Here is a 22,347-nt window from a genome sequence, read left to right as displayed (position 1 = left end):
TATATTTTTATAAATTTCGCTTTTCATGTATCCGGTAAGCAAATACCAAATTCGGCTTTTACCTTTTGTCCTTCTTCAACTAATATCTTAGCGGTAGGATCAAGAGGATCTGGTGCATAAACTGCTTTTTTAACACCAAAAGATCCCTGATTGGCCAGGTAGTCATCCAGTACTAAAGTCGTCTTTTAAAGTAATTGGAGAGAAGTAAAATGTTCTGTTTTTCTTTTTGTTTGAATTTTCAGCTCCGGCTCCTAAAAAGATATAGGCTGGTGCAAAAGGTTTCGAAATGGCGTCTGTTTGGATTTATAACCATTCGAAAATTGTGTATTGAAATTAAATTTCGCCGAATAATACCAATTTGAGATAGTATCTTTTCTAAATCCGTAAGTGGAGTTAACAAGAAGTGCATCGTCAGTTTTTCTTAGTTCGGTACCGTCTTGTTTATTTAAACCGTATTTTACAATAAGTTCGTTTACCCATTTGTGATTTCCTTTAGCATAAGTTCTTCCAAATTCACCTTTAAATAACCTGAAAAGAACTTGTTCCCCGGCACTCCAGTTCACAAAAGCAATTCTGAAATATCAAAACCCAATTGATTTTTTTTAGTCCAGTTAGAAGGCACTGATTAGGGTCTAAAGTGGTTTGGATAATTTGAGCAAAGTTATTTGAAGTATACAAAAGTAACAGCAACAAAAGAACGCAATAATTTCATTAGGTTGGTTTTAATATTTTGGTTGTGCAAAATAATTATTTTGAATCGGTTGAAAAAAGATTTACCAAACTTTTAACGTCAATTTTACACAATTGTTGCAATTGATTCACGGTTCCATGCTCAATAAATACGTCAGGAATACCCAAAATTTGGATATTCATTTTTGTGTCAGCAAACTCTAAAACAGCACTTCCAAATCCTCCATTTATTGCTTCTTCGATAGTAATTATGCGGTTGAAATTAGAGAAAACAGAGTGTAAAACATTGTTGTCTAGTGGTTTAATAAAAGGGAAGTCATAGTGAGCAATCTCATTAGAATTTGAATATTCATTCAGTGCTTTAACATTATTGCCTATGCTTCCTGTTGATAAAAATTTTTGTGCCGCTTTTTAGGCAGTTTGCCTCGCCAATTTTAATTTTTTTCATAATGTCCGAAATTTTCTACTTCCCACTTTGGCAGAACACCTCGACCACGCGGATCGAATTGCGATTGGGTGATTTAGTCCTAATTGAGCGGTGTATAAAAATGTTTTGGAGGGCAATTTCGTTGATTGGTGCATAGATAATCATATTCGGAATTGCTCTTAAATAAGCAATATCAAAAACCATGATGTGTTGCGCCGTCTTCCACCAAACCAGCTCTGTCAAACAAAAAATAACGGGTAGATTTTTGAAGACTTGGTCGTAAGCGCGCTGTAGAAATGTCGAATAGATATTGCAATATACAATCATGCCCTGAGTTGCCATTCCCGCGGCAAGCGTTACGGCATGTTGCTCTGCAATTCCCACATCAAAAGCACGTTCGGGAATTTCATCCATCATAAACTTTAAAGAGCTGCCTGATGGCATTGCAGGGTGTTATTCCGATAATTTTATCATTCTTTTTTGGCCAAATCTAAAATTGTTAAACCAAAAACATCCTGATTTTTGGAGGTAAATTTTCTTCTGATTTTAAAAGGAGTTCTCCAGTTGCAGCATCAAATTTTCCAGGGGCATGATATTTTACCTGATTTTTTTCAGCTTGCTGTAAACCTTTTCCTTTGGTAGTAACAATATGAAGGAATTTAGGTCCTTTTATATTTTTTAATCTGTTTAATTCTTTAATTAAAGCCGGAAGATCATGACCGTCAATTGGACCTGAATAATCGAAATTCAGGGACTTGATCATATTTTTTCTTCGGATTTTTTCCTTCTTTTACAGCAGTAAGATATTTTTTAAGTGCACCAACGCTAGGGTCAATTCCGATAGCATTGTCATTCAGAATAACCAGTAAGTTAGCATCTGTTACGCCGGCATGATTTAGGCCTTCAAAAGCCATTCCGCTTGCAATTGAAGCGTCGCCAATAACTGCAATATGCTGTTTGTTGAAATCTCCTTTTAACTGGGAAGCAATTGCCATTCCCAAAGCGGCAGAAATGGAAGTTGAAGAATGTCCAACGCCAAAAGTATCGTAAATACTTTCGCTTCTTTTAGGGAAACCTGAAATGCCTCCAATTTGTCTGTTGGTATGAAAGTTTTCTCTTCTTTCGGTCAAAATTTTATGTCCGTACGCCTGATGTCCAACATCCCAAACTTAAATCTTCGGGAGTATTAAAAACATAATGCAAAGCAATTGTCAATTCAACAACACCTAAACTGGCACCCCAAATGCCCTTCTTTCACAGAAACAACATCAATTATAAATTGACCTGCGCAACTTCTGGAAGCTGTTCTTCTTTTTTTAAAAGACGTAAATCGACAGGATTGAATATGTTGGAGAGTTGCTTTTCATTGTAAGGTAAAAAGCAAATTTACGGTTTTAAATTTAATTTTATTGTGCGATCTATTGCAATACAATTGGTAAAGAATATTGTTCTCTTAATTTTTTTTCCGTTTGATTTCCCGGCTGCCATTTAGGGCATAAGCTTAAAACTCTGATAATTTCTTTTTCTAAAGGCTGTTCAATTGCTGGTTCGGATTGAAGATACGAAACAGAGCCATTTTTTTCTACTGCAAACGAAAGATTAATTTTAAGGTTTTTGTTATTTATATTTTCAGGCTTTTTTAAATTCCTTTCCAAAATAATTATAGAATTGCTAAATTCCGCCTGGAAATTCTGCATTGGTTTCAGATACAACTTCTCCGGTGGGAGAAGCGTGAATTGCCACTTTTGCAGCGCTATTTCTCTTGTTTTCTGTTTTCTCAGATTTTAGATTATCATTTTCTTTTGGTTTTAAACTTAACATGATCAACTTTTGGAGGCGGTGGTGGAGGCGGTACAAGGGTATCGTGTGAATTAGTGATTTTTGGATCACCAACAGAAATATGCTCTACTGGAACATCATCTTGAACAACTTCTACTTTATCAATTTTTTGCTTTTTGTCCTGACAGCTAAACAAGGTTGTTCCCATGGCAATAAACAAAGCCAATAAAAATGTTTTATGATAATTCATTTGTGCATACAAAATCCAACTCGGAATTTGAATTGTTAAAGTATCTAATTGAGATTTCTTAAATCTCCCACAGATATTCTGGTTTTGATTTTGGATGAAAAAATGCTGTACTTCATCCGGCAACATCGAAGTGAAATCGACAACGGTTTTTGAACAGCTCAGGCAATAACGGCCATTATCTTTTGGAGTCATTTTGTCCCAGTTTTCTGTGCAGGATCAGGTATGGTTATTTGTGTTTTATTTCCATTATTGAATTCTAATCGGTAAAATATAAGAAGATCGCACACAATGATTGTTTAATTTTCCGGGAAGCCAATTTGGAGCTGTCTTCAAAACTCTAATCGCTTCTTCTCCTATTTTCTTTCGGAGTATTTTTAATTATGTTGAAATTACTTAAACTGCCATCTTGTTCTATAACAAAAATAATAAAAGCTCTGCCTCTAATCCTTCTGCTGTTTTTGGAGTAATATAATTTTGCAAAAAAATCAAGAAATTTTTTCATTTTTTTCTGGAACTGGTGCGACGTCTAAATCAGTTGAATTATAAATTATGTGATAATTAAAAGTCCCTTCTTCAATAGAAGTAGAGGGAACTACCGCTCCTTGTGTAATCATGCCGGTAAATTTTTCTTTTGTTTTTTGTTTTTTGGATTCGACCTCATGCCCATAACATGAAGAATGAACCTCATTTTCATCTTGATATTTCTCTGTATTATCAACAATCTCGATTTTATCAATTTTATTTTTATTTCCATCTTTATCCTGACAACTAAATAAAGTTGTTTCCCATAGCAATAAACAAAGCCAATAAAAAATTTTTATGATAATTTGTCTGTGTATATAAAACCTGACTTGGAATCTGAATAATTAAGCTTTCTAATTGCTCGTTTTTAAACCTTCCACAGATTTATTGTTTTGATTTTGGATGAAAAAAATGCTGAATTTCATCGGGTAACATCAAGGTGAAATCAACGACAGTTTTTAGAACAACTCAGGCAAAAACGACCATTTTCATTTGGCGTCATTTTGTCCCAGTTTTCTGTACAAGTTTCGGGAATCGTTAATTTTATTTTCTTTCCATGTTTGAAATTTCAATATTTAAATGTAATAAAAAATAAATACGAAAATCCTTTTCAAAAAGGATGAGGCAATTAATTGTGTTAATCGCCTCAAAAAATCACCTTATTTGAGGCGATTAATTTTAATAAGTAATTAAGAAGAGAGAAAATATTAGGTTTTATCAATGTTTTTTAAATCTTAATTCAGGAATAATTATTTCAAAAATGTACTTTTGCAACTATGATAAATCCCTTCACAGACGAATACTTTATGAAAAAAGCTTTGCAGGAAGCTGAAATGGCCTTCGATAAAGGCGAAATTCCTGTTGGCGCTGTTATTGTAGTAGCCAATAAAGTAATTGCAAGCAGTCATAATTTAACGGAATTGTTGAACGATGTTACGGCTCATGCGGAAATGCAATCCATAACGGCTGCAGCAATTTTCTTGGCGGAAAATATCTTAAAGATTGTACTTTTATTGTGACTCTTGAGCCATGCCAAATGTGTGCAGGGCGCTTTGTATTGGAGTCAGATTTCGAAAATTGTTTTTGGCGCTCGTGATGAGCAACGTGGTTTTATGGTCATGGGAACAAAATTACATCCTAAAACTACCGTCGTTTCTGGAGTTATGGCCAATGAAGCTGCCGATTTAATGAAACGATTTTTTATTGAAAGACGTAAATAAACACTTCCTTTTTTACTTCAAAAAAAATAATTTCACTTAGCGAATTTTTCCTCTTAAAAAATCACAGAAAATACTTTACATTTACTACAATATAATTGGCATTTGGCTAGTTATGGTTTTAATAGTAAAATGTTAAAACGTTCTGTCATTTCTTAAAACCCATTAACTCTAAATAAGTGAAAGCAAAAGGATTAGTTCTCGTGTTTTGTGTGTTTTTTATTTTTCAATCTTGCGGCAGAAAATCAGCAGCCGATTTCAATTCCGATTTTTCATTATTTAAAGAGTATTAGTCAGTTTCACCGGAGGGATAGTCTCGTCGGAATCTGATATTCGGGTGGTTTTGGCTTTCGATAAAAAAGAATGGAAAGCCAATCAGGTTTTAGACAGCGATTTGTTTGATATTTCCCCGAGTGTTGACGGTAAAGTAGTAGCACTTTCTCCAAATACAATTGCTTTTATCCCGGAAAAAAGTTGAAACCCGGAACAGAATATCAGGTTACTTTAAACTTAGATAAACTGATCACACTTCCAAAAGAGAAAGAAAAGATCTTTCGGATTTTAATTTTACGGTTAAAAACCATCAAGCAGGATTTTACGATTAATACTGCTGATATTCAATCCTACAGTAAAGAATATCAATACCTGAACTGCGTGCTAAAAACAGCGGATAATATCGATATTGAAACGGCTAAAAAGTTAGTTGAAGCCAAACAAAAAGGGAATAATCTTAAAATTAAATTTGAGAAAAACTCGGGTTCAGGAAAAGAATTCCATTTTATAATTGACAGTATTCAGCGTTATTCTGAAGCCACAAATCTGGAGATTATTTACGACGGAAGTGATTTTTGATATTGATCAGAAAGGTCAAATCGATGTTCCGATTACGAATATAACGAATTTAAAATCGTTAAAGTTGAGGTTCCGGACGGAAGCAATCAATCCGTTTTAATTAACTTTTTCTGAGCCCTTAGAAAGGGACAGGATTTTGCAGGGTTAGTTTTCGATTCAGGAATACCAATAATCTGAAATTCTCCACTCAGGGAAATTTACTGAAAGTATATTTTAATAATGAAAAAGCACCAGTTCAAAAAGAAGTTACGGTTTTCAGTACCGGTAGAAGAAACTGCGGTTTCTTTAGTAGATTTCGGCTTGCAGTTGTGATTGATAGCGCTGCGGCGGTTGTAGGCGATGCCGTAGAAGTGGTTCAGGAAAGAAGAAACCACAGCCGAACCCGAAACAAATTTTGGGCCCGGAGATTTATTGATTGAAGTTTTTCAGGGAATCGAAGTCAGTATGGCAAAAAAAATGGATTCAAATTACACCGGAGAAAATATCTTTTGAACCAAATAAACCAAGCATCAAATTCATTAAAAACGGAACCATTCTGCCCAAGCCCAATAATTTAAAACTGAATTTTGAAGCGGTAAACTTAAGTGCTGTAGATGTAAAAGTCTATAAAATTTACAAGAAAATATCCTGCAGTTTTTGCAGTACAATGATAATAAACCGGAGCTCAAAATCTCAAGAAAGTGGCTCAGCCCCGTCGCCAGGACAACGCTGAATTTAATTGAAAGTAAATTGATAAATCCTGGTAAGTGGAACACTTTTGCGTTGGATTTATCCAAAATAATCACGCCCGGAACCGGGAGCAATTTACAGAGTAGAGTTTGTTTATAAAAAAGAAATATTCATTATACCAATGCGAATCTTCAGAAGAAGATTCAAATGAGAAGAAGAGGAAAGAAGTTGATGAAAATGATGTAAATTATAGTGGTAACTCCTACGACGACTACTATTATGATGATTACGAATGGAGAGAAGCCAGGATCCTTGTACGAGCTCTTATTATTATAATGCTAAAATCGCAACTAATATTCTGGCAACAGATTTTGGGAGTAATTGCAAAAAGAGGCGAGAACAAATCGTATTTATTTGCCTGTAAATAATATTGTAACAACTGAACCGGTTTCGAATGCAAGAGTGGATTTGTATAATTTCCAACAACAGAAAATTGGTACAGGAAGCAACAAGTAGTGAAGGAATCGCTTCCTTTCAGTTGGATAAATTTGCTTATTTTGCCATAGTTTTCCTTAGGAAATCAATCCACTTACGTGAAGCTGGATGACGGACTTTCTTTGTCTGTCAGTAATTTTGATGTTGCCGGCGAAACCCTGCAAAAAGGTTTAAAAGGCTTTATTTATGGAGAACGAGCGTTTGGCGTCCGGGTGATAATTTGTATTTGTCTTTCATTTTAAATGATGCTTCAAATAAACTTCCAAAATCACATCCAATCAAATTTAGATTAAACGATCCGAATGGAAAAACAGTTTATCAGACGGTTCAAAAAACTAATGAACTAAATCATTATGCTTTTACCGTTCCAACAAGCCAGGACGCACCAACAGGAAATTGGGAAGCGATGGTAAGTGTGGTGGCGCTAAATTTTACAAAAGCATTAAAATCGAAACAATCAAACCAAATCGTTTAAAAATCAAAAATAATTTCTCCAGAAAAACGCTTTCGTCTTCTTATCCAAATACGAGCAATCTCGAAGTGACCTGGCTTCACGGTGCCATTGCTAAAAATCTGAATGTAGAAATGCAGGCAAAGTTTTCTCAGCAAACAACTACTTTTAAAGGATACGAGAAATTTAGTTTTGATGATTTAGTACGTAAATTCAGCACAGAAGAAATTAATGTTTTCTCGGGAAAATTAAACGAAAACGGAAAAGCATCGGTAAATATTCAACCCAAATTGCAAGGTCAGGCACCAGGGATGCTTCGTGCTTCGTTCATCACAAAAGTGTATGAAGAAGGTGGAGATTTTAGTACCGATGTGATTTCGACGACTTATTCTCCATACAAAACCTATGTTGGAATTAAATCACCGGAACCAAACAATACGGAATGCTGGAAACCAGAACTAACAATCGTTTTGATATTGTGACGGTTGATGAAAATGGAAGACCAAAATCGGTGAGAAATCTTGAAGTTAAGGTTTATAAAGTAGAATGGCGCTGGTGGTGGGATGCTTCGAGTGATAATTTATCGAATTATAATTCTTCGAATGCCACAACTTCTTACAAAACATTTGTAATCAATACCGATTCAAGCGGAAAAGGAAGTGTTCAGTTTTCATTGACTGATGAAGAATGGGGCCGTTATTTAATTCGAGTTTCAGATAATACAGATGGTCATGCAACGGCTTTAACGGTTAATATAGACTGGCCAATTTGGTCTGGAAAAACACGAAACAGAGATGCTTCAACAGCCAATATGTTAGTTTTTTCTACAGATAAAAAGAATTATGCAGTAGGCGAAAAAGCGCAGATCTCTTTCCCTTCAAGTGAAGGCGGACGAGCTTTGATTTCTATCGAGAACGGATCAAAAGTAGTACAGACCATTTGGGCTAAAACACAAAAAGGAGAAACAAAAGTAGAAGTGCCAATTACTTCCGCGATGGCTCCAAATGTCTATTTTAATATCACATTATTACAACCACATGCATCCACTAAAAATGATTCGCCAATTCGTATGTACGGAATTGTTCCGATTGAAGTGGTGGATAAAAATACCATTCTGGCACCAACACTTTCAATGCCGGATGTTTTAAAACCAGAGCAGACCTTTACGGTAAAAGTGGGAGAAAAAACCGGAAAAGAAATGACCTATACCATTGCAGTTGTTGATGAAGGTTTATTGGATTTAACCCGTTTTAAAACACCAAACGCCTGGGATAGTTTTTATGTTCGTGAAGCTTTGGGCGTTAAAACATGGGATATTTATGATGATGTAATAGGTGCATATGGTGGAAAAATAAATCAGATTTTCAGTATTGGTGGAGATCAGGATTTGGGCGGTGGAAAAGCTAAAAAAGCAAATCGTTTTAAACCTGTGGTATTGTATTACGGTCCGTTTAAATTAGAAAAAGGGCAAACCAAATCGCATCAATTAAAATTGCCGAAATATATTGGTTCTGTTCGAACGATGGTGGTTGCGGGCGATGCCAATACAAGTGCTTACGGAAGTGTTGAAAAAGCAACTCCGGTAAAAAGTCCGTTGATGGTTTTGGCTTCATTGCCGAGAAAAATTTCGCCTTCAGAAAAAGTAACTATTCCTGTTACGGTTTTTGCAACAGAGAATAATATCAAAAATGTTTCGATTCAGATTAAAACCAGCAATGGCTTAAAAGTTATGGGAAGTGCAACGCAATCCTTGACTTTTGCTTCGCCTGATGAAAAAATGGCGGTATTTTAATTTAGTTGTAGGTTCAGCTACCGGAATTGCAAAAGTGCAGGTTATCGCCACTTCAGGAAAAGAGAAATCGGTTTATGATGTAGAAATCGATATGACAAATCCGAATCCGGTTACGAATACTTTACAGATGTGATTTTGCCTCCAAATAGTACCAAAACTATTTCTTGGAAAACATTTGGAGTTTCTGGAAGTAATAAAGCAAGATTAGAAGTTTCATCAATGCCAACCATGAATTTAAATGGAAGATTGCAATACCTTATTCAGTATCCTCATGGATGTGTGGAGCAAACGACTTCTTCGGTTTTTCCACAATTGTATTTAAATGATGTTGTTGATTTAGATGCGACTCGTAAAGGAATTATTCAAAAGAATATCACGGCCGGAATTACAAGATTAGGAAGTTTTCAATTGTCAAATGGTGGAGTGGCTTATTGGCAAGGAAATACGATTGCAGATGATTGGGGAACTTCATATGCAGGTCATTTCCTTATTGAAGCAGAGAAAAAAGGATACGTTTTGCCAATTAATTTCAAATCAAAATGGATTTCGTACCAGCAAAAAGAAGCAAAACAATGGCGTTTTGAACCGAAATACGGGAACGACTTGGCTCAGGCTTATAGATTATACACTTTGGCTTTAGCCGGAAATGCCGACTTATCTTCAATGAACAGATTAAGAGAAACCAAAGGGATTTCGAACGAAAGTAATTTGCGTTTAGCGGCAGCATATGTTTTGGCTGGACAAAAATCAGCAGGATTGAACCTGTTTTTACATAGTAAAATTGAAGACGAATCGAGTAACTATAATTATTACTATTATGGTTCAAGCGAAAGAAACAGAGCCATGGCTTTGGAAACGATGCTGCTGTTAGGACAAAAACAAAAAGCATTTAATATGGCTTCAAAATTAGCCAAACAAATGTCAAACAATCAGTGGATGAGCACGCAGACCACGGCTTATTGTTTGTATGCAATGTCTAAATTCGCCGTTAGCAACGGTCCAAAAGGAATTAATATTCAGTTTAGCAAAAACGGAAAAGGCGAGAGGATAAATACTCAAAAAACAATCGCAGACAGAAGTTTGGTTGTTCAAACGGGGTCTAACAGTGTAACGCTGAAAAACATTAAAAATAACACAGTTTACGTTCGTGTTTTAAATACCGGAATATTACCAATCGGACAAGAGAAAGCAATTCAGAGTGATGTTTCGGCTTCTATTGTTTTCAAAAACAGAAAAGGAAGTGTTATTAATGTTTCTAAAATTAGCCAGGGAACCGAGTTTATCGCTGAAGTTACCATAAGAAATCAAAGAAATGAGCATGTAGAAAATGTTGCATTATCTCAAATTCTGCCTTCAGGTTTGAAATTGTGAATACTCGTTTTACTGATTACGGAGATGCAACAAACAACATTGCAGATTATATTGATATTCGTGATGACAGAACTAATTTTTATTTTGGAATGAAAGCAGGAGAAACAAAAGTTTTCAGGATTTTGTTGAATGCTTCTTATCTTGGGAATTATTATTTGCCAGGTTTACAATGTGAAGCGATGTATGATAATACATTCTTAGCCAGAACAAAAGGATTCTGGGTTGAGGTGGTAAAATAAAATAATTAGCCACAGATTACACGGATTAAAAGGATTTTTAAATCTGTGTTAATCTGTGTAATCTGTGGTAAAAAGAAACTTTGCGAACTTTGCGTAAACCTTTGCGCTCTTTGCGGTTAATAACTATTAGGTTGAAAAATAAATTAATAGCGTTCTCACAACGCATTATAAATTGGATAAAAAAGAATAAAATAAAATCGGCAATTGTATTTATACTCTTGCTGATTTATTATTTTTCTATTCCTAGAACTTTATTTCAGGAACCTTATTCTACGGTAATTGAAAGTAAGGAAGGAGAATTACTTGGTGCGAAAATAGCCGATGACGGACAATGGCGTTTTCCTGCACAAGACAGTGTACCGGATAAATTCAAAAAATGTATTGTCTATTTTGAGGACGAATATTTCTATAAACATCCCGGATTTAACCCCGTTGCGATGGTAAACGCCATTAAACAAAACAATAAAGCAGGGAAAGTTGTGCGAGGCGGAAGTACGTTGACGCAGCAAGTTATTCGCTTATCCCGAAAAGGAAAAGGGAGGACTTATTTTGAAAAATTAATCGAAATTATTCTGGCAACCCGATTAGAATTGGGGTATTCTAAAAATGAAATTTTAGAATTGTATGCAGCTCATGCGCCGTTTGGAGGAAATGTGGTTGGACTTGAAATGGCTTCGTGGCGTTATTTTGGTGTGCAATCTAGTCAATTATCCTGGGCTGAGAATGCTGTATTGGCCGTTTTACCTAATGCACCAAGTCTAATTTACCCGGGAAAAAACCAGATAAAATTATTAAATAAACGTAATAGGCTTTTACTGAAATTGCATCAGGAAGGCATAATTGACAAGCAGACTTATGAACTTTCAATAGAAGAACCATTACCTCAAAAACCCTATGATTTACCTCAAATTGCGCCTCATTTATTACAGCGTGTGGCAAAAAATGAAGAAGGAACTCGTGTAAAAACGACAATAGATTACGCTTTGCAGAATAGAGTCAATCAAATTGCAAGATATTACTACAATCAGTATAAACAAAATGAAGTAAACAATCTGGCAATTTTGGTTATCGATGTTTCAAATCGAAATGTGATGAGTTACGTTGGAAATGCTCCAACAGATAATAACCATCAAAAAGATGTTGATATTATTGACGCGCCAAGAAGTACCGGAAGTATTTTAAAACCGCTTTTATATGCCGGAATGTTAGACGACGGTGAATTACTGCCGAATACTTTAGTTGCCGATGTACCAACGCAAATCGCAGGATATACACCGCAAAATTTTAACCTCACATTTGATGGAGCTGTTCCGGCGCATCGGGCTTTGTCTCGATCATTAAATATCCCGGCAGTTTTGATGCTGCAGGATTTTGGTGTGAATAAGTTTTATGAAGAATTGCAAAAATTCAAATTGAGAGACATTAATAAAACGCCGGATCATTACGGATTGTCACTTATTTTAGGTGGTGCCGAAAGTAATTTATGGGATTTGTGCCGAACTTACGCAGGTTTATCTTCAACAGTAAATTATTATACTAAAAATCAAGCGAAGTATCGTACAAAAGAATTTGCAGAGCTGAATTATAAAAATGATTTTGAGCCTGATTTTGGTTCGGAATCTGATCAGAAGAATATAATAGGTGCCGGATCAATTTGGTTAACGTATAATGCAATGGAAGAAGTAAACAGGCCAGAAGGAGATGAAGCCTGGAAGTTTTATGACAGCTCGTTGAAAATTGCCTGGAAAACGGGAACAAGTTTTGGAAATAGAGATGCCTGGGCAATTGGCACCAATTCAAAATATGTAGTTGGAATCTGGGTTGGAAATGCGACAGGCGAAGGAAGACCGACTTTAACCGGAGTGACCAGTGCAGCACCAATTTTATTTGATGTTTTTAATTTATTGCCAAGACAAAGATGGTTTGAAACACCTTATAAAGATTTAGAAGAAGTTGAGGTTTGCCGCTTAAGCGGTTATCTGGCGAAAGAAGATTGCCCTAAAATCAAACAATGGGTTTCTAAAAAAGGAAAATCAACAGCCGTTTGTCCGTATCATAAAAAGGTTCATTTAGATAAATCAGAGCGATTCCAGGTAAATAGCAGTTGTGAAAGCGTTGATAATATTGTGACTAAAAGCTGGTTTGTTTTGCCTCCGGTTATGGCGTGGTATTATAAAAGCCAGCATATTGAATATTTGCCTTTGCCTCCGTTTAAAGAAGATTGTCAGGGAACACAAACCACAACAATGGATTTTATTTATCCGAAAACGAATAGTAAAATTTATTTAACGAAGAATTTTAACAGTGAGGTACAGCCTGTAATTTTAAAAGTAGCTTATTCTGAAAGAGATAAAGAACTTTTTTGGTATGTTGATGATGTTTATAAAGCAACAACCAAAACGTTTCATGAATTGCCAATTACACCAACCTCAGGGACTCATTATATTACGGTTGTAGATGCTTTTGGAAATGAAATTAGAAGGAAAATTGAAATTGTGAGGGAGTGAGTTTTTTTTTGAAAATGAATATAATTTAGCCTAAATAGCGCTTTTTGATTTACATCAAAATTTTTACTTTTTTGTTTATACACCTTTGCGGTAAATTAATTATTAAACAAAATTTAAAAATGAAGAAAAAGTATTTTAAGTACATCAACACATTGTTTGTTGTGATTCCAATGACGTTAATTATGGCCTTTGTGGGATTAATGCGTAATTATGGTTTTGGTGAAGATTGGTTTTTAAAGTTTCTTAAGGCTTGGAGTGTTATGTTGCCTGTAGCATATTTAGCAGCCTTTATTATCATTCCGAATGCTAGAAAATTAGCAGAAAGAACAACCTCAAAATCATAATTTACGGAATAGGTTTTTTGTATATTCGTGAATATTAGAAATTGATAAATGATAGAGCAACTCGCTAATTACATCAAAAGCATTATAACTGTTACAGACGAAGAGTTAGCCATAATTCTTTCTTATTTTAAACCGTTAAAGACGGAGAAGAATGAGTTGCTAGTAGTTCAGGGGCAGATGAATCAAAGAAGCTTTTTTGTGGGTTCAGGTTGTTTGCGAATATATTTTATTACCGAAAATGGGCAGGAAGCAACGCGATATTTAGCATTTGAAAATAACTTTGCGACTGCGTTGTGTAGTTTTATTTCAAATGAGCCATCGTTAGAATTTATTCAGGCATTAGAACCAACAGAATTACTTTATATTTCGAGCCCGGATTTTTATCATTTACTTGAAATTATTCCGGCATGGGAAAAATTCTATCGACATTATTTAGAAAACGCCTATGTAACTAATACCAATAGGCTTATGTCTTTCTTAACTCTTGATGCAACAGAAAGATACAAACAGTTGATGGATGTAAATCCGAAGATTATTCAGCGTTTACCAAACAGAATAGTAGCAACTTACCTGAATATTTCACAAGAAACATTGAGTAGATTAAAATCTAAACGCTACTAATTTTCCCCTTACTCAATTGCATTCCTGATTAGATCTTGTAAAAGGTAAAATGAATTATGAAAACTGCTGTCTAGCCCAGATAGGAGCGGTATCCTTTTTCTTGCTCCTTTAGCAAGGAAAAGATACAAGCGGATAGCTGGAAAGAGCTCCTGAAAATAGCCAACGAATTCACGAATTAAAATTAAAAATAATTGGTGTTCATTCGTGTAATTGCTTCGCCAGTTCGCTCTCGCTCGTGTCGTGGCGAAAAAAAACCCATAAAAAAACCGCCAATCTTTCGAGAGGCGGTTTTTATTTTATTCTAGAATAACATTTCCTTTTTTATCATAGAAATGGTATTCTAAGTACGTGTAAGCGTCACGAGGTATGATTTTCACCCATTTCTTATGCTCAAAAAACCATTTTGAACGTAATGATGGAAAACCTTTGCTGAGGTATGCAGCCACAAACGGATGTACATTAAGCACAACACTTTTGTGGGTTTTTAAAAGTCGGTCTAAATCTAGTGCGATTTTATCAATGATCAAAATTGGCGCTTCAATTTCGCCATGTTCATTGTTTGGATCTTCTTCTCTAGTTTTAATATTTACTTCTGGTCTTACGCGCTGTCTTGTAATCTGGACTAAACCAAATTTACTTGGCGGTAATATTTTATGTTTTGCTTTATCGTCGCTCATTTCTTCTCGCAAGAAGTCGAACAAAACTTTCCTGTTTTCAGGATTAGACATATCGATAAAATCAATCACGATGATACCGCCCATATCGCGCAGACGAAGTTGTCTGGCAATTTCAGCAGCAGCGATCATATTTACTTCCATGGCTGTGTCTTCCTGATTGGTCGCCTTATTAGAACGGTTTCCGCTGTTTACGTCGATAACGTGAAGAGCTTCAGTGTGTTCGATAATAAGATAAGCGCCTTTACTCATGGAAACGGTACGTCCAAATGAAGTTTTGATTTGTCTCTCTATATTGTATTTCTCGAAAATTGGAGTGTCGTTTGATTGATAAAACTTTACAATTGATTGTTTTGAAGGTGCAATTTCTTGCAGATATTCCTTCGTTTGATGGTACAACTCTTCGTCATCTATTTGAATACCGCTGAAGGTATCATTAAATACATCTCTTAATATCGAAGAAGCTCTGTTGAGCTCTCCTAATACTTTTGATGGATGATGAGCAGTTGGTAATTTTTTACACATTGCAGTCCATCTGCTAAGCAGGTTCTGCAAATCTTTTTCTAATTCGGCTACGTTTTTGCCTTCGGCTACTGTGCGAACAATAACACCAAATCCTTTTGGTTTGATAGATAGAACAAGTTTTTTTAGACGATCCTTTTCCTTTTTGTCCTCTATTTTTTGAGAAATAGAAACACGGTCAGAAAACGGAACGAGAACAATAAATCTTCCTGCCAATGAAAGCTCAGCGCTAATTCTTGGACCTTTGGTCGATATAGGTTCTTTAACAACTTGAACTAAAACAGATTGATTGGCACTTAAAATATCAGTAATGATGCCATCTTTGTCAATCTCTTTTTCAAACTGAAAGGTTTTTAGGGAGAAATCTTTTATTTTACCTGCGCTTACAAGTTTTATGAATTTCAGTTGGGAAGCTAAGTTAGGTCCTAAATCGTGATAATGTAAAAAGGCATCTTTTTCGAAGCCTACATTTACAAAAGCAGCGTTAAGTCCAGCAACTGGTTTTCGTATTTTGGCGATAAAAATATCACCAACCTGAAAGTTGCTTTTCTCTTCTTCCTTGTGTAATTCAATTAGTTTTCCATCTTTTAATAAGGCAAAATCTACGGCTTCAGAACTAGATCTAATGATTAATTCTTTATTCACACTGTAAATTTTTATCTGTTTTTTCAGAAAATAGAATATAGAAAATAGAATATAGACTTAAAAGCCTAAAATCTGAAATCTAAAATCTAAAATCTTATCTACAGATGGATTAAACAATATTTTTAACAGGTATTAACCCGGGGGATTTTAGTAAGCAGTTTTCAGTATCAGTTGGCAGTTTTAAGCTGCAGACTGTGACTGAGTACTGAGACTAATTTCCAATTTCAATGAACGTTTAAAAAGAAAAAAGTAGTTTAAAACTACTTTTTCTTTTTGTGACGGTTAGCTCTCGCTCTTTTTTTTCTTTTGTGAGTAGCTACCTTATGTCTCTTTCTTTTTTTACCACTTGGCATATCGTGTCGATTTTATGATTAATTAATAGTATTATTTTGCTTCGTTGTTCGTTTTAACTCCCTCTACAAATACTTTTGCAGGTTTAAACGCAGGAATGTTGTGTGCAGGAATTTTGATTGTGGTGTTTTTTGAAATGTTTCTTCCTGTCTTTTCAGCTCTGGTTTTTACGATAAAACTTCCGAAACCTCTTAGGTAAACATTGTCACCAGTTTCTAATGAAGTTTTAACTTCTTCCATAAAAGTTTCTACTGTTGCTTGAACATCTCCTTTTTCAAGACCAAGTTTCTCTGAAATTTTCGCTACGATATCTGCTTTCGTCATTTTCTTTCCTATTTTATTTTATAAATGATGTACTATTTTTTTGAGTTTGCAAATATAGGAATTAAAAAAATAATTAATCAAGCTAATTCGTTAAATTTTAATTACATAAACATTTACTTTTGTTTTCAAAGGATTTTACAATGGATTTTCATAACATATTGATAAGTTGGTATTTACAGAACAAGCGTGATTTGCCATGGCGAAATACGGTCGATCCGTACCTAATTTGGCTCTCAGAAATTATGCTGCAACAGACAAGAGTAGCGCAGGGAATGCCTTACTTTTTCAATTTTACGCAAGAATTTCCTACAGTGTTTGATTTGGCAAATGCATCAGAAGAACAGGTTTTGAAACTTTGGCAGGGTCTCGGGTATTATTCCCGGGCAAGAAATTTGCATAAAACGGCTCAATATGTAGCAAATGAGTTAAATGGAGTTTTTCCTGAAAACTATGCAATGTTATTAAAATTAAAAGGTGTTGGTGAATATACTGCCGCTGCGATTGCTTCTTTTTCGTATAATGAAGCTGTTCCGGTTGTTGATGGAAATGTATTTAGGGTGCTTTCCCGTTATTTTGATATTGAATCGGATATTGGTCTGCCGGCGACAAAAAAAGAATTTACAGAACTGGCTTTTGAATTAATGCCAAAAAATAACCCGGCAATCTTTAATCAGGCAATAATGGAATTTGGCGCTTTGCAATGCGTACCTAAAAGTCCGAATTGTATGATTTGTGTTTTTAACGAAAGTTGTGCGGCTTTGCAAAAAAAGAAAGTTGATGCTTTACCGGTAAAATCAAAAAAAGTAAAAGTGACGAATCGCTTCTTTAATTATTTGATTTTGGATGACGCTTTAGGAAACACTTTAATTCAAAAAAGAACAGCAAAAGGAATTTGGCATAATCTATATGAATTTCCTCTTTTAGAAACAGATGAAATTGTTGGTTTTGATGTTGTGTCAAAAGCAGTTCAGTTTGATATTTTTCCTTCCTATACTATTATAGGTATAGAGGAGTGTGCGGAAAGGACTGTTATTCATAAGCTTTCGCATCAACATCTTCATATTCAGTTCTGGAAGGTTAAAATTAAAGAAAAAATTGCGAACGGCATGAATACCAGTGATTTAAAAGATTTTCCTTTTCCAATTGTGATTTATAATTTTATGGAAAAGCAGGAAATAATTTGCTAAAAAAATGTATCTTTGGGGTAAATACCACTAAAAACTATGAACGGAACTTTAAATAAGGTAATGCTGATTGGCCATTTGGGTGATGATGTGAAAATGCATTATTTTGATGGAGGAAACTGCATCGGTCGTTTTCAGTTAGCTACAAATGAAGTATATATCAACAAAACGACCAACGAAAAAATAACTTCAACAGAATGGCATAATTTAGTTGTACGCAATAAAGCGGCTGAAATCTGTGAGAAATATTTATCGAAAGGCGATAAAATATATGTTGAAGGACGTATAAAATCTCGTCAATGGCAAGCCGAAGACGGCACAACGAAATATACGACCGAAATTCAGGTTACTGAGTTTACTTTCCTGACTACCAAAAAAGAAACAGGAAATCATAAGCCACATCAGGATCAGGAATCCACAAAAAATACTAACTTTGATGCGTCGAACGAAAGCCTGCCTATAAACGACTTGCCTTTCTGATTGTTTAACTAATCTTTTTTAATTTGGACCCGGAGCCCAGTTTGTTTTTTACTACAACTTTAGACATCAATTTAATAATTGGTTTTGTCGGAATATTTATTTTGCTGTTCCTATCGGCAATTGTTTCAGGTGCCGAAGTAGCACTTTTTTCTTTATCTCAAAAAGATATTGATGAGACTTTACAAAACAATCACTCAAAAGGGAAAATCATTTCTAATCTTTTAGATAAACCCAAAAAACTTTTAGCGACCTTATTAGTAGCCAATAATTTTTTAAACATCGGCGTCGTAATTCTGTTCTCCTTCATAGGACAAAATATTTTTGATGATATCAGTTCTCCAGTTTTAAAATTCATTTTAGAAGTAATCTTAGTTACGTTTTTGATTTTGTTATTTGCAGAAGTTTTGCCTAAAGTCTATGCAAGCAGAAACAATATAAAATTCGCTAAATGGATAGCGTATCCAATTTCATTTTTAGATAAATTACTCTCGCCTATAAGCTTGCCAATGCGTAGTGTTACGTTATATTTGCAGCGTAAATTAGGGAAACAGAAAAACAGTTTTTCAATAAACCAGCTTTCTCAGGCGCTTGAGCTTACAGATTCTGAAGGAACATCAAAGGATGAACAAAAAATATTGGAAGGAATTGTTTCCTTTGGGAATACGGATACAAAACAGGTTATGAGTCCGAGGATTGATATTTTTGGTTTAGAAATATCAGAGTCATTTGGCACTATTTGTCCGAAGATAATCGAAAAGGGATTTTCCAGAATTCCGATTTATCGCGACAATATTGATCAGATCGAAGGCGTTTTATTCGTTAAGGATTTATTGCCGCATATTGATAAGGAAGAATTTGAATGGACGACTTTAATGAGAGAAGCTTTTTTTGTTCCTGAAAATAAAAAACTGGACAATCTGTTAAAGGATTTTCAGAGTCTTAAAAGCCATTTGGCCATTGTGGTTGATGAATACGGCGGAACATCGGGATTGGTTTCTTTAGAAGATGTTATTGAGGAGATAGTGGGGGATATCAGTGATGAGTTTGATGATGAGAATTTGAACTTCTCGCAAATCGACGAAAAGAATTTTCTTTTTGAAGGGAAAATTAACATGAAGGATTTCTATAGAATTGTTGATGTTAATGAAGATGTTTTTGAATCTCACAAAGGCGAAGCGGAAACATTAGCAGGTTTTATTTTAGAAATTTTAGGCAATTTCCCCAAAAAAGATCAAAAAATTGCTTTTGAGAACTGTGTTTTTACCATAGAAACAGTTGATAAAAAGCGAGTAAAACAAATAAAAGTAACAATAGAATAAAATGCTTAAAAGAATAATTTCAATAGCTTTAATTTTGCTGACATTAACAATTGTAAGCTGTAAGGATGATGTTTTACCAAAGCCGGCGAGCTTTCTTCGCTTAGATTATCCTGAGGCAAAATATGTTAATTTTGAAAATAATTGTCCGTTTACTTTTGAGATGAATGATGCCGCTACTATCAAAGGCGAAAAAGATTGTGGTTTTGCAATTACCTATCCAAAAATGAAGGCTACAATTTACCTGACTTATAAACCGGTAAATGGAGATATTGTAAAATTGCTAAAAGATGCTCAAAAACTAACTTATGAACATGTAATCAAGGCGGATGATATTTTAGAACAACCGTATTTTAACCCACAAAAAAAGGTGTACGGAATGTTTTATCAGGTGGATGGAAATGCCGCAACAAACTCACAATTTTATGTGACTGACAGCACAAAACATTTTATAACAGGATCTGTTTATTTTTATGCTAAACCTAATTTTGATTCGGTTATGCCGGCTGCAAGTTATATTAAGAATGATATGCAGCGATTAATGGAAACATTGAAATGGAAATAAAAAAAACGGCGTTCAATTTGAGCGCCGTTTTTATGTTTAAACCGTTTTGATTACGATTTTATATTCGAAACTTTATACGTTTTTCCATCTCCGGTTGCCTGAACAACTTTTGTTAGGTTTTCTTGGTTTTGAACCGTTTTGTCAAATACAACAGTGGCTGTTTTTTTATCAAAATCAACCGTTGCTTTTTCTACTCCGTCAAGATTAGTTAGTTCTTTTTCGATTGTTTTTGCACATCCCATCGCACAAGTCATTCCTTCGATTGTAAAACTTGCGGTTTGTACATTTTCAGCAGCAATTGCTTTGTGTTCTTTTGGAGATTCTACAGCTTTTATGTTTGCTAAGTTTTTATCTTCTTCTTTTTTGCAGCTTACCAATACTAAGCTTGCAATTGCCAGTGTTGTTATTATTTTTGTAAATTTCATCATATGTGGGTTTAAGTTGTCAATAAGTTCGTTGCAAAATTAATAAAAATGAAGCGGCCGGTTCGTAAAATTATTACAAATTTGTAGTAAAATACTATTTATGGATGCAAAACAATTAAAGTGGGCTTATTTAATAGTTCTTTCATTAATCTGGGGAAGTTCTTTTATTTTAATTAAAAGAGGATTGGTTGGATTAACTGCGGTTCAGGTTGGTTCGTTCCGAATTATTTTTGCAGCCTTATTTTTATTAGTTGTTGGGTTTAAAAGTTTAAAGAAAATTTCTCCTCGTCAATGGAAATTTGTCGCTATAACATCGCTTTTCGGAACTTTTACTCCTGCTTATCTATTTGCAATTGCAGAGACTGAGGTTGATAGCTCGATTGTGGCTATTTTAAACTCGTTAACACCTTTAAATACTTTGGTATTGGGAATTCTTATCTTCGGAATTCAGTTTCAAAAAAGACAGGTTCTAGGTGTTTTTGTTGGTTTGGTTGGTTGTTTGCTTTTGGTTTTAAGTGGCGCATCTGCACATCCGGGACAAAATTATTATTATGTTGTTTTGGTGGTAATTGCTACTATTTGTTATGCAATAAATGTGAATTTGATTAAAAAGTATTTGTCTGATTTAAATTCAGTGAGTATTACAACAGGAAACTTCGCTGTTTTACTAATACCTGCGCTAATTATTTTAAGTACAACTGATATTTCACAAAGAATAAATTTTGAAGCCACACAGCATTCGATATTCTTTGTAATGATTTTAGGAGTTTTAGGAACCGGAATTGCGAATGTATTGTTCTTTAAATTGATCCAAATGTCTTCGCCGGTATTTGCAACATCGGTAACGTATTTAATTCCGATAGTTGCCTTTTTCTGGGGATTATTGGATAATGAAATGCTGACGCCAATTCAGTTTTTTGGTGCCTTTATTATTTTGATTGGAGTTTATTTGTCTGCGAAGAAGTAATTTTTGGTTGGGAAATGATTTTTGGGTTTCTAATATTTTTCAGGAGCTAATCCCGCTATCCGTTTCAATCTTTTGTGGCGAACCCCGCCACAAAAGGATTTCCACTTCTATCGGGGCTAGGGCAATCATTTTCATAATAATATTTTCGTTAAGTTTGTTGTTTTGTGTTGTTTCAATAAAACAAGCATTGTCAAAGTTTTAAGCTAGATAGATTTTGTGAATATATTTATTTAATAAAATATATTTTGTAATCATTTTCGTTCTTTTTTGGTATCTTTGGAATCCTAATAGTTAAGATTATGAACTCAGAAAAAAGATTTGCCCGTGTAGTATGGTGGCGGTATTGGAAACAACCGTAACGCTTTCTTAACAGCGTAGGACACCTTAGCTATGCGGGTTTTATATTCCCTAAAGTTAAGATTATGAGTACAAACACCCTTTCAAAAGAAACAGAATTAAGATTAGCAGATTTTTTCAACAAATCTGTCGATGCTAAGTTTATGGCAAAAACAATTCGGCAAGTAAATTATATGCTTGTTTTAAGCTTAATGCGAGAATGTGAAACCTTGGAGATTGATAAAAGAAATCTTGAAAACGGCTTTTATTGGTTGAATGAATTAGCAGAAATTCTAAATCCTTATTTAAATGTTGAATGATTAAACAAGAAA

Annotated in this window: 20 protein-coding genes and 3 pseudogenes; 11 read left to right on the top strand and 12 right to left on the bottom strand. The window is 34.6% G+C overall.

Annotated features, from left to right (window positions below; all coding sequences use genetic code 11):
* Positions 1-251 precede the first annotated feature (251 nt).
* From IHE43_RS23845 to IHE43_RS23375, 9 genes and pseudogenes are all read right to left on the bottom strand, one after another.
* Positions 252-563: a DUF3078 domain-containing protein gene (locus IHE43_RS23845; protein ID WP_225585290.1), complete on the bottom strand. Its 312-nt coding sequence runs from the start codon at positions 561-563 to the stop codon at positions 252-254.
* A 184-nt stretch (positions 564-747) separates the two neighbouring features.
* Entirely contained in the window at positions 748-996 is a 249-nt protein-coding gene (locus IHE43_RS23840) for a transketolase C-terminal domain-containing protein (RefSeq protein ID WP_225585512.1), read from the bottom strand.
* 157 nt (positions 997-1,153) lie between these two features.
* Positions 1,154-1,534: a hypothetical protein gene (locus tag IHE43_RS23835; protein ID WP_225585288.1), complete on the bottom strand. Its 381-nt coding sequence runs from the start codon at positions 1,532-1,534 to the stop codon at positions 1,154-1,156.
* 82 nt (positions 1,535-1,616) lie between these two features.
* Positions 1,617-2,247, bottom strand: a pseudogene (locus IHE43_RS23960) (1-deoxy-D-xylulose-5-phosphate synthase N-terminal domain-containing protein).
* Between the two features lie 4 nt (positions 2,248-2,251).
* Entirely contained in the window at positions 2,252-2,332 is an 81-nt protein-coding gene (locus tag IHE43_RS23955) for a hypothetical protein (RefSeq protein ID WP_255514189.1), read from the bottom strand.
* A 203-nt stretch (positions 2,333-2,535) separates the two neighbouring features.
* Positions 2,536-2,772 (bottom strand): hypothetical protein, encoded by a 237-nt coding sequence (locus IHE43_RS23390; RefSeq protein ID WP_192186108.1) that lies wholly within the window; start codon positions 2,770-2,772, stop codon positions 2,536-2,538.
* Between the two features lie 16 nt (positions 2,773-2,788).
* Positions 2,789-2,938 carry a hypothetical protein gene (locus IHE43_RS23385; protein ID WP_192186107.1) on the bottom strand — a complete coding sequence of 50 codons (150 nt, stop codon included), beginning with the start codon at positions 2,936-2,938 and terminating at the stop codon, positions 2,789-2,791.
* Complete coding sequence (locus tag IHE43_RS23380) at positions 2,910-3,338, bottom strand: hypothetical protein (protein WP_192186106.1); 429 nt, start codon at positions 3,336-3,338, stop codon at positions 2,910-2,912. Before IHE43_RS23380 ends, IHE43_RS23385 begins: the two co-directional genes overlap by 29 nt.
* Positions 3,339-3,631: 293 nt before the next feature.
* Positions 3,632-3,940 carry a hypothetical protein gene (locus IHE43_RS23375; protein ID WP_192186105.1) on the bottom strand — a complete coding sequence of 103 codons (309 nt, stop codon included), beginning with the start codon at positions 3,938-3,940 and terminating at the stop codon, positions 3,632-3,634.
* 504 nt (positions 3,941-4,444) lie between these two features.
* On the opposite strand from IHE43_RS23375, the pseudogene IHE43_RS23370 reads away from it, so the two are divergent.
* The 5 genes and pseudogenes from IHE43_RS23370 (at position 4,445) to IHE43_RS23350 (ending at position 14,226) form a co-directional block, all read left to right on the top strand.
* Positions 4,445-4,888 (top strand): annotated as a pseudogene (locus IHE43_RS23370) (nucleoside deaminase).
* Between the two features lie 176 nt (positions 4,889-5,064).
* Positions 5,065-10,754: pseudogene (locus IHE43_RS24105) on the top strand (alpha-2-macroglobulin).
* A gap of 131 nt (positions 10,755-10,885) precedes the next feature.
* Positions 10,886-13,261 carry a penicillin-binding protein 1C gene (pbpC, locus tag IHE43_RS23360; protein ID WP_192186104.1) on the top strand — a complete coding sequence of 792 codons (2,376 nt, stop codon included), beginning with the start codon at positions 10,886-10,888 and terminating at the stop codon, positions 13,259-13,261.
* 119 nt (positions 13,262-13,380) lie between these two features.
* Positions 13,381-13,605, top strand: a complete 225-nt coding sequence (locus IHE43_RS23355; protein ID WP_192186103.1) for a DUF2798 domain-containing protein — start codon at positions 13,381-13,383, stop codon at positions 13,603-13,605.
* 48 nt (positions 13,606-13,653) lie between these two features.
* Positions 13,654-14,226 carry a Crp/Fnr family transcriptional regulator gene (locus IHE43_RS23350; protein ID WP_192186102.1) on the top strand — a complete coding sequence of 191 codons (573 nt, stop codon included), beginning with the start codon at positions 13,654-13,656 and terminating at the stop codon, positions 14,224-14,226.
* A 296-nt stretch (positions 14,227-14,522) separates the two neighbouring features.
* On the opposite strand, the gene IHE43_RS23345 is transcribed toward IHE43_RS23350, so the two are convergent.
* On the bottom strand, positions 14,523-16,067 hold the full coding sequence (locus IHE43_RS23345) for a ribonuclease E/G (protein ID WP_192186101.1): 1,545 nt from the start codon (positions 16,065-16,067) through the stop codon (positions 14,523-14,525).
* A 384-nt stretch (positions 16,068-16,451) separates the two neighbouring features.
* The gene (locus IHE43_RS23340; RefSeq protein WP_007805026.1) at positions 16,452-16,742 is read right to left on the bottom strand and encodes an HU family DNA-binding protein; all 291 of its coding nucleotides are present in this window, start codon (positions 16,740-16,742) and stop codon (positions 16,452-16,454) included.
* 140 nt (positions 16,743-16,882) lie between these two features.
* Here IHE43_RS23340 and mutY point away from each other — a divergent pair, with 140 nt between their 5' ends.
* The 4 genes from mutY to gldD are packed head-to-tail and all read left to right on the top strand — an operon-like array spanning position 16,883 to position 20,287.
* Entirely contained in the window at positions 16,883-17,929 is a 1,047-nt protein-coding gene (gene mutY, locus IHE43_RS23335) for an A/G-specific adenine glycosylase (RefSeq protein WP_192186100.1), read from the top strand.
* Positions 17,930-17,965: 36 nt separating this feature from the next.
* Positions 17,966-18,406 (top strand): single-stranded DNA-binding protein, encoded by a 441-nt coding sequence (locus IHE43_RS23330; protein WP_192186099.1) that lies wholly within the window; start codon positions 17,966-17,968, stop codon positions 18,404-18,406.
* Positions 18,407-18,429: 23 nt separating this feature from the next.
* The gene (locus IHE43_RS23325) at positions 18,430-19,725 is read left to right on the top strand and encodes a gliding motility-associated protein GldE (RefSeq protein WP_192186098.1); all 1,296 of its coding nucleotides are present in this window, start codon (positions 18,430-18,432) and stop codon (positions 19,723-19,725) included.
* 1 nt (position 19,726) lies between these two features.
* On the top strand, positions 19,727-20,287 hold the full coding sequence (gldD, locus tag IHE43_RS23320; protein ID WP_192186097.1) for a gliding motility lipoprotein GldD: 561 nt from the start codon (positions 19,727-19,729) through the stop codon (positions 20,285-20,287).
* A gap of 50 nt (positions 20,288-20,337) precedes the next feature.
* On the opposite strand, the gene IHE43_RS23315 is transcribed toward gldD, so the two are convergent.
* Entirely contained in the window at positions 20,338-20,712 is a 375-nt protein-coding gene (locus IHE43_RS23315) for a heavy-metal-associated domain-containing protein (RefSeq protein ID WP_192188282.1), read from the bottom strand.
* 100 nt (positions 20,713-20,812) lie between these two features.
* On the opposite strand from IHE43_RS23315, the gene IHE43_RS23310 reads away from it, so the two are divergent.
* Positions 20,813-21,679: a DMT family transporter gene (locus IHE43_RS23310; protein WP_192186096.1), complete on the top strand. Its 867-nt coding sequence runs from the start codon at positions 20,813-20,815 to the stop codon at positions 21,677-21,679.
* A 422-nt stretch (positions 21,680-22,101) separates the two neighbouring features.
* Entirely contained in the window at positions 22,102-22,335 is a 234-nt protein-coding gene (locus IHE43_RS23305) for a hypothetical protein (protein WP_192186095.1), read from the top strand.
* Positions 22,336-22,347 lie beyond the last annotated feature (12 nt).

Origin of the sequence: Flavobacterium sp. MDT1-60, assembly GCF_014844035.1 — a bacterium.
Taxonomy (GTDB): domain Bacteria; phylum Bacteroidota; class Bacteroidia; order Flavobacteriales; family Flavobacteriaceae; genus Flavobacterium.
This window is presented reverse-complemented; position numbering and strand designations above follow the sequence as displayed.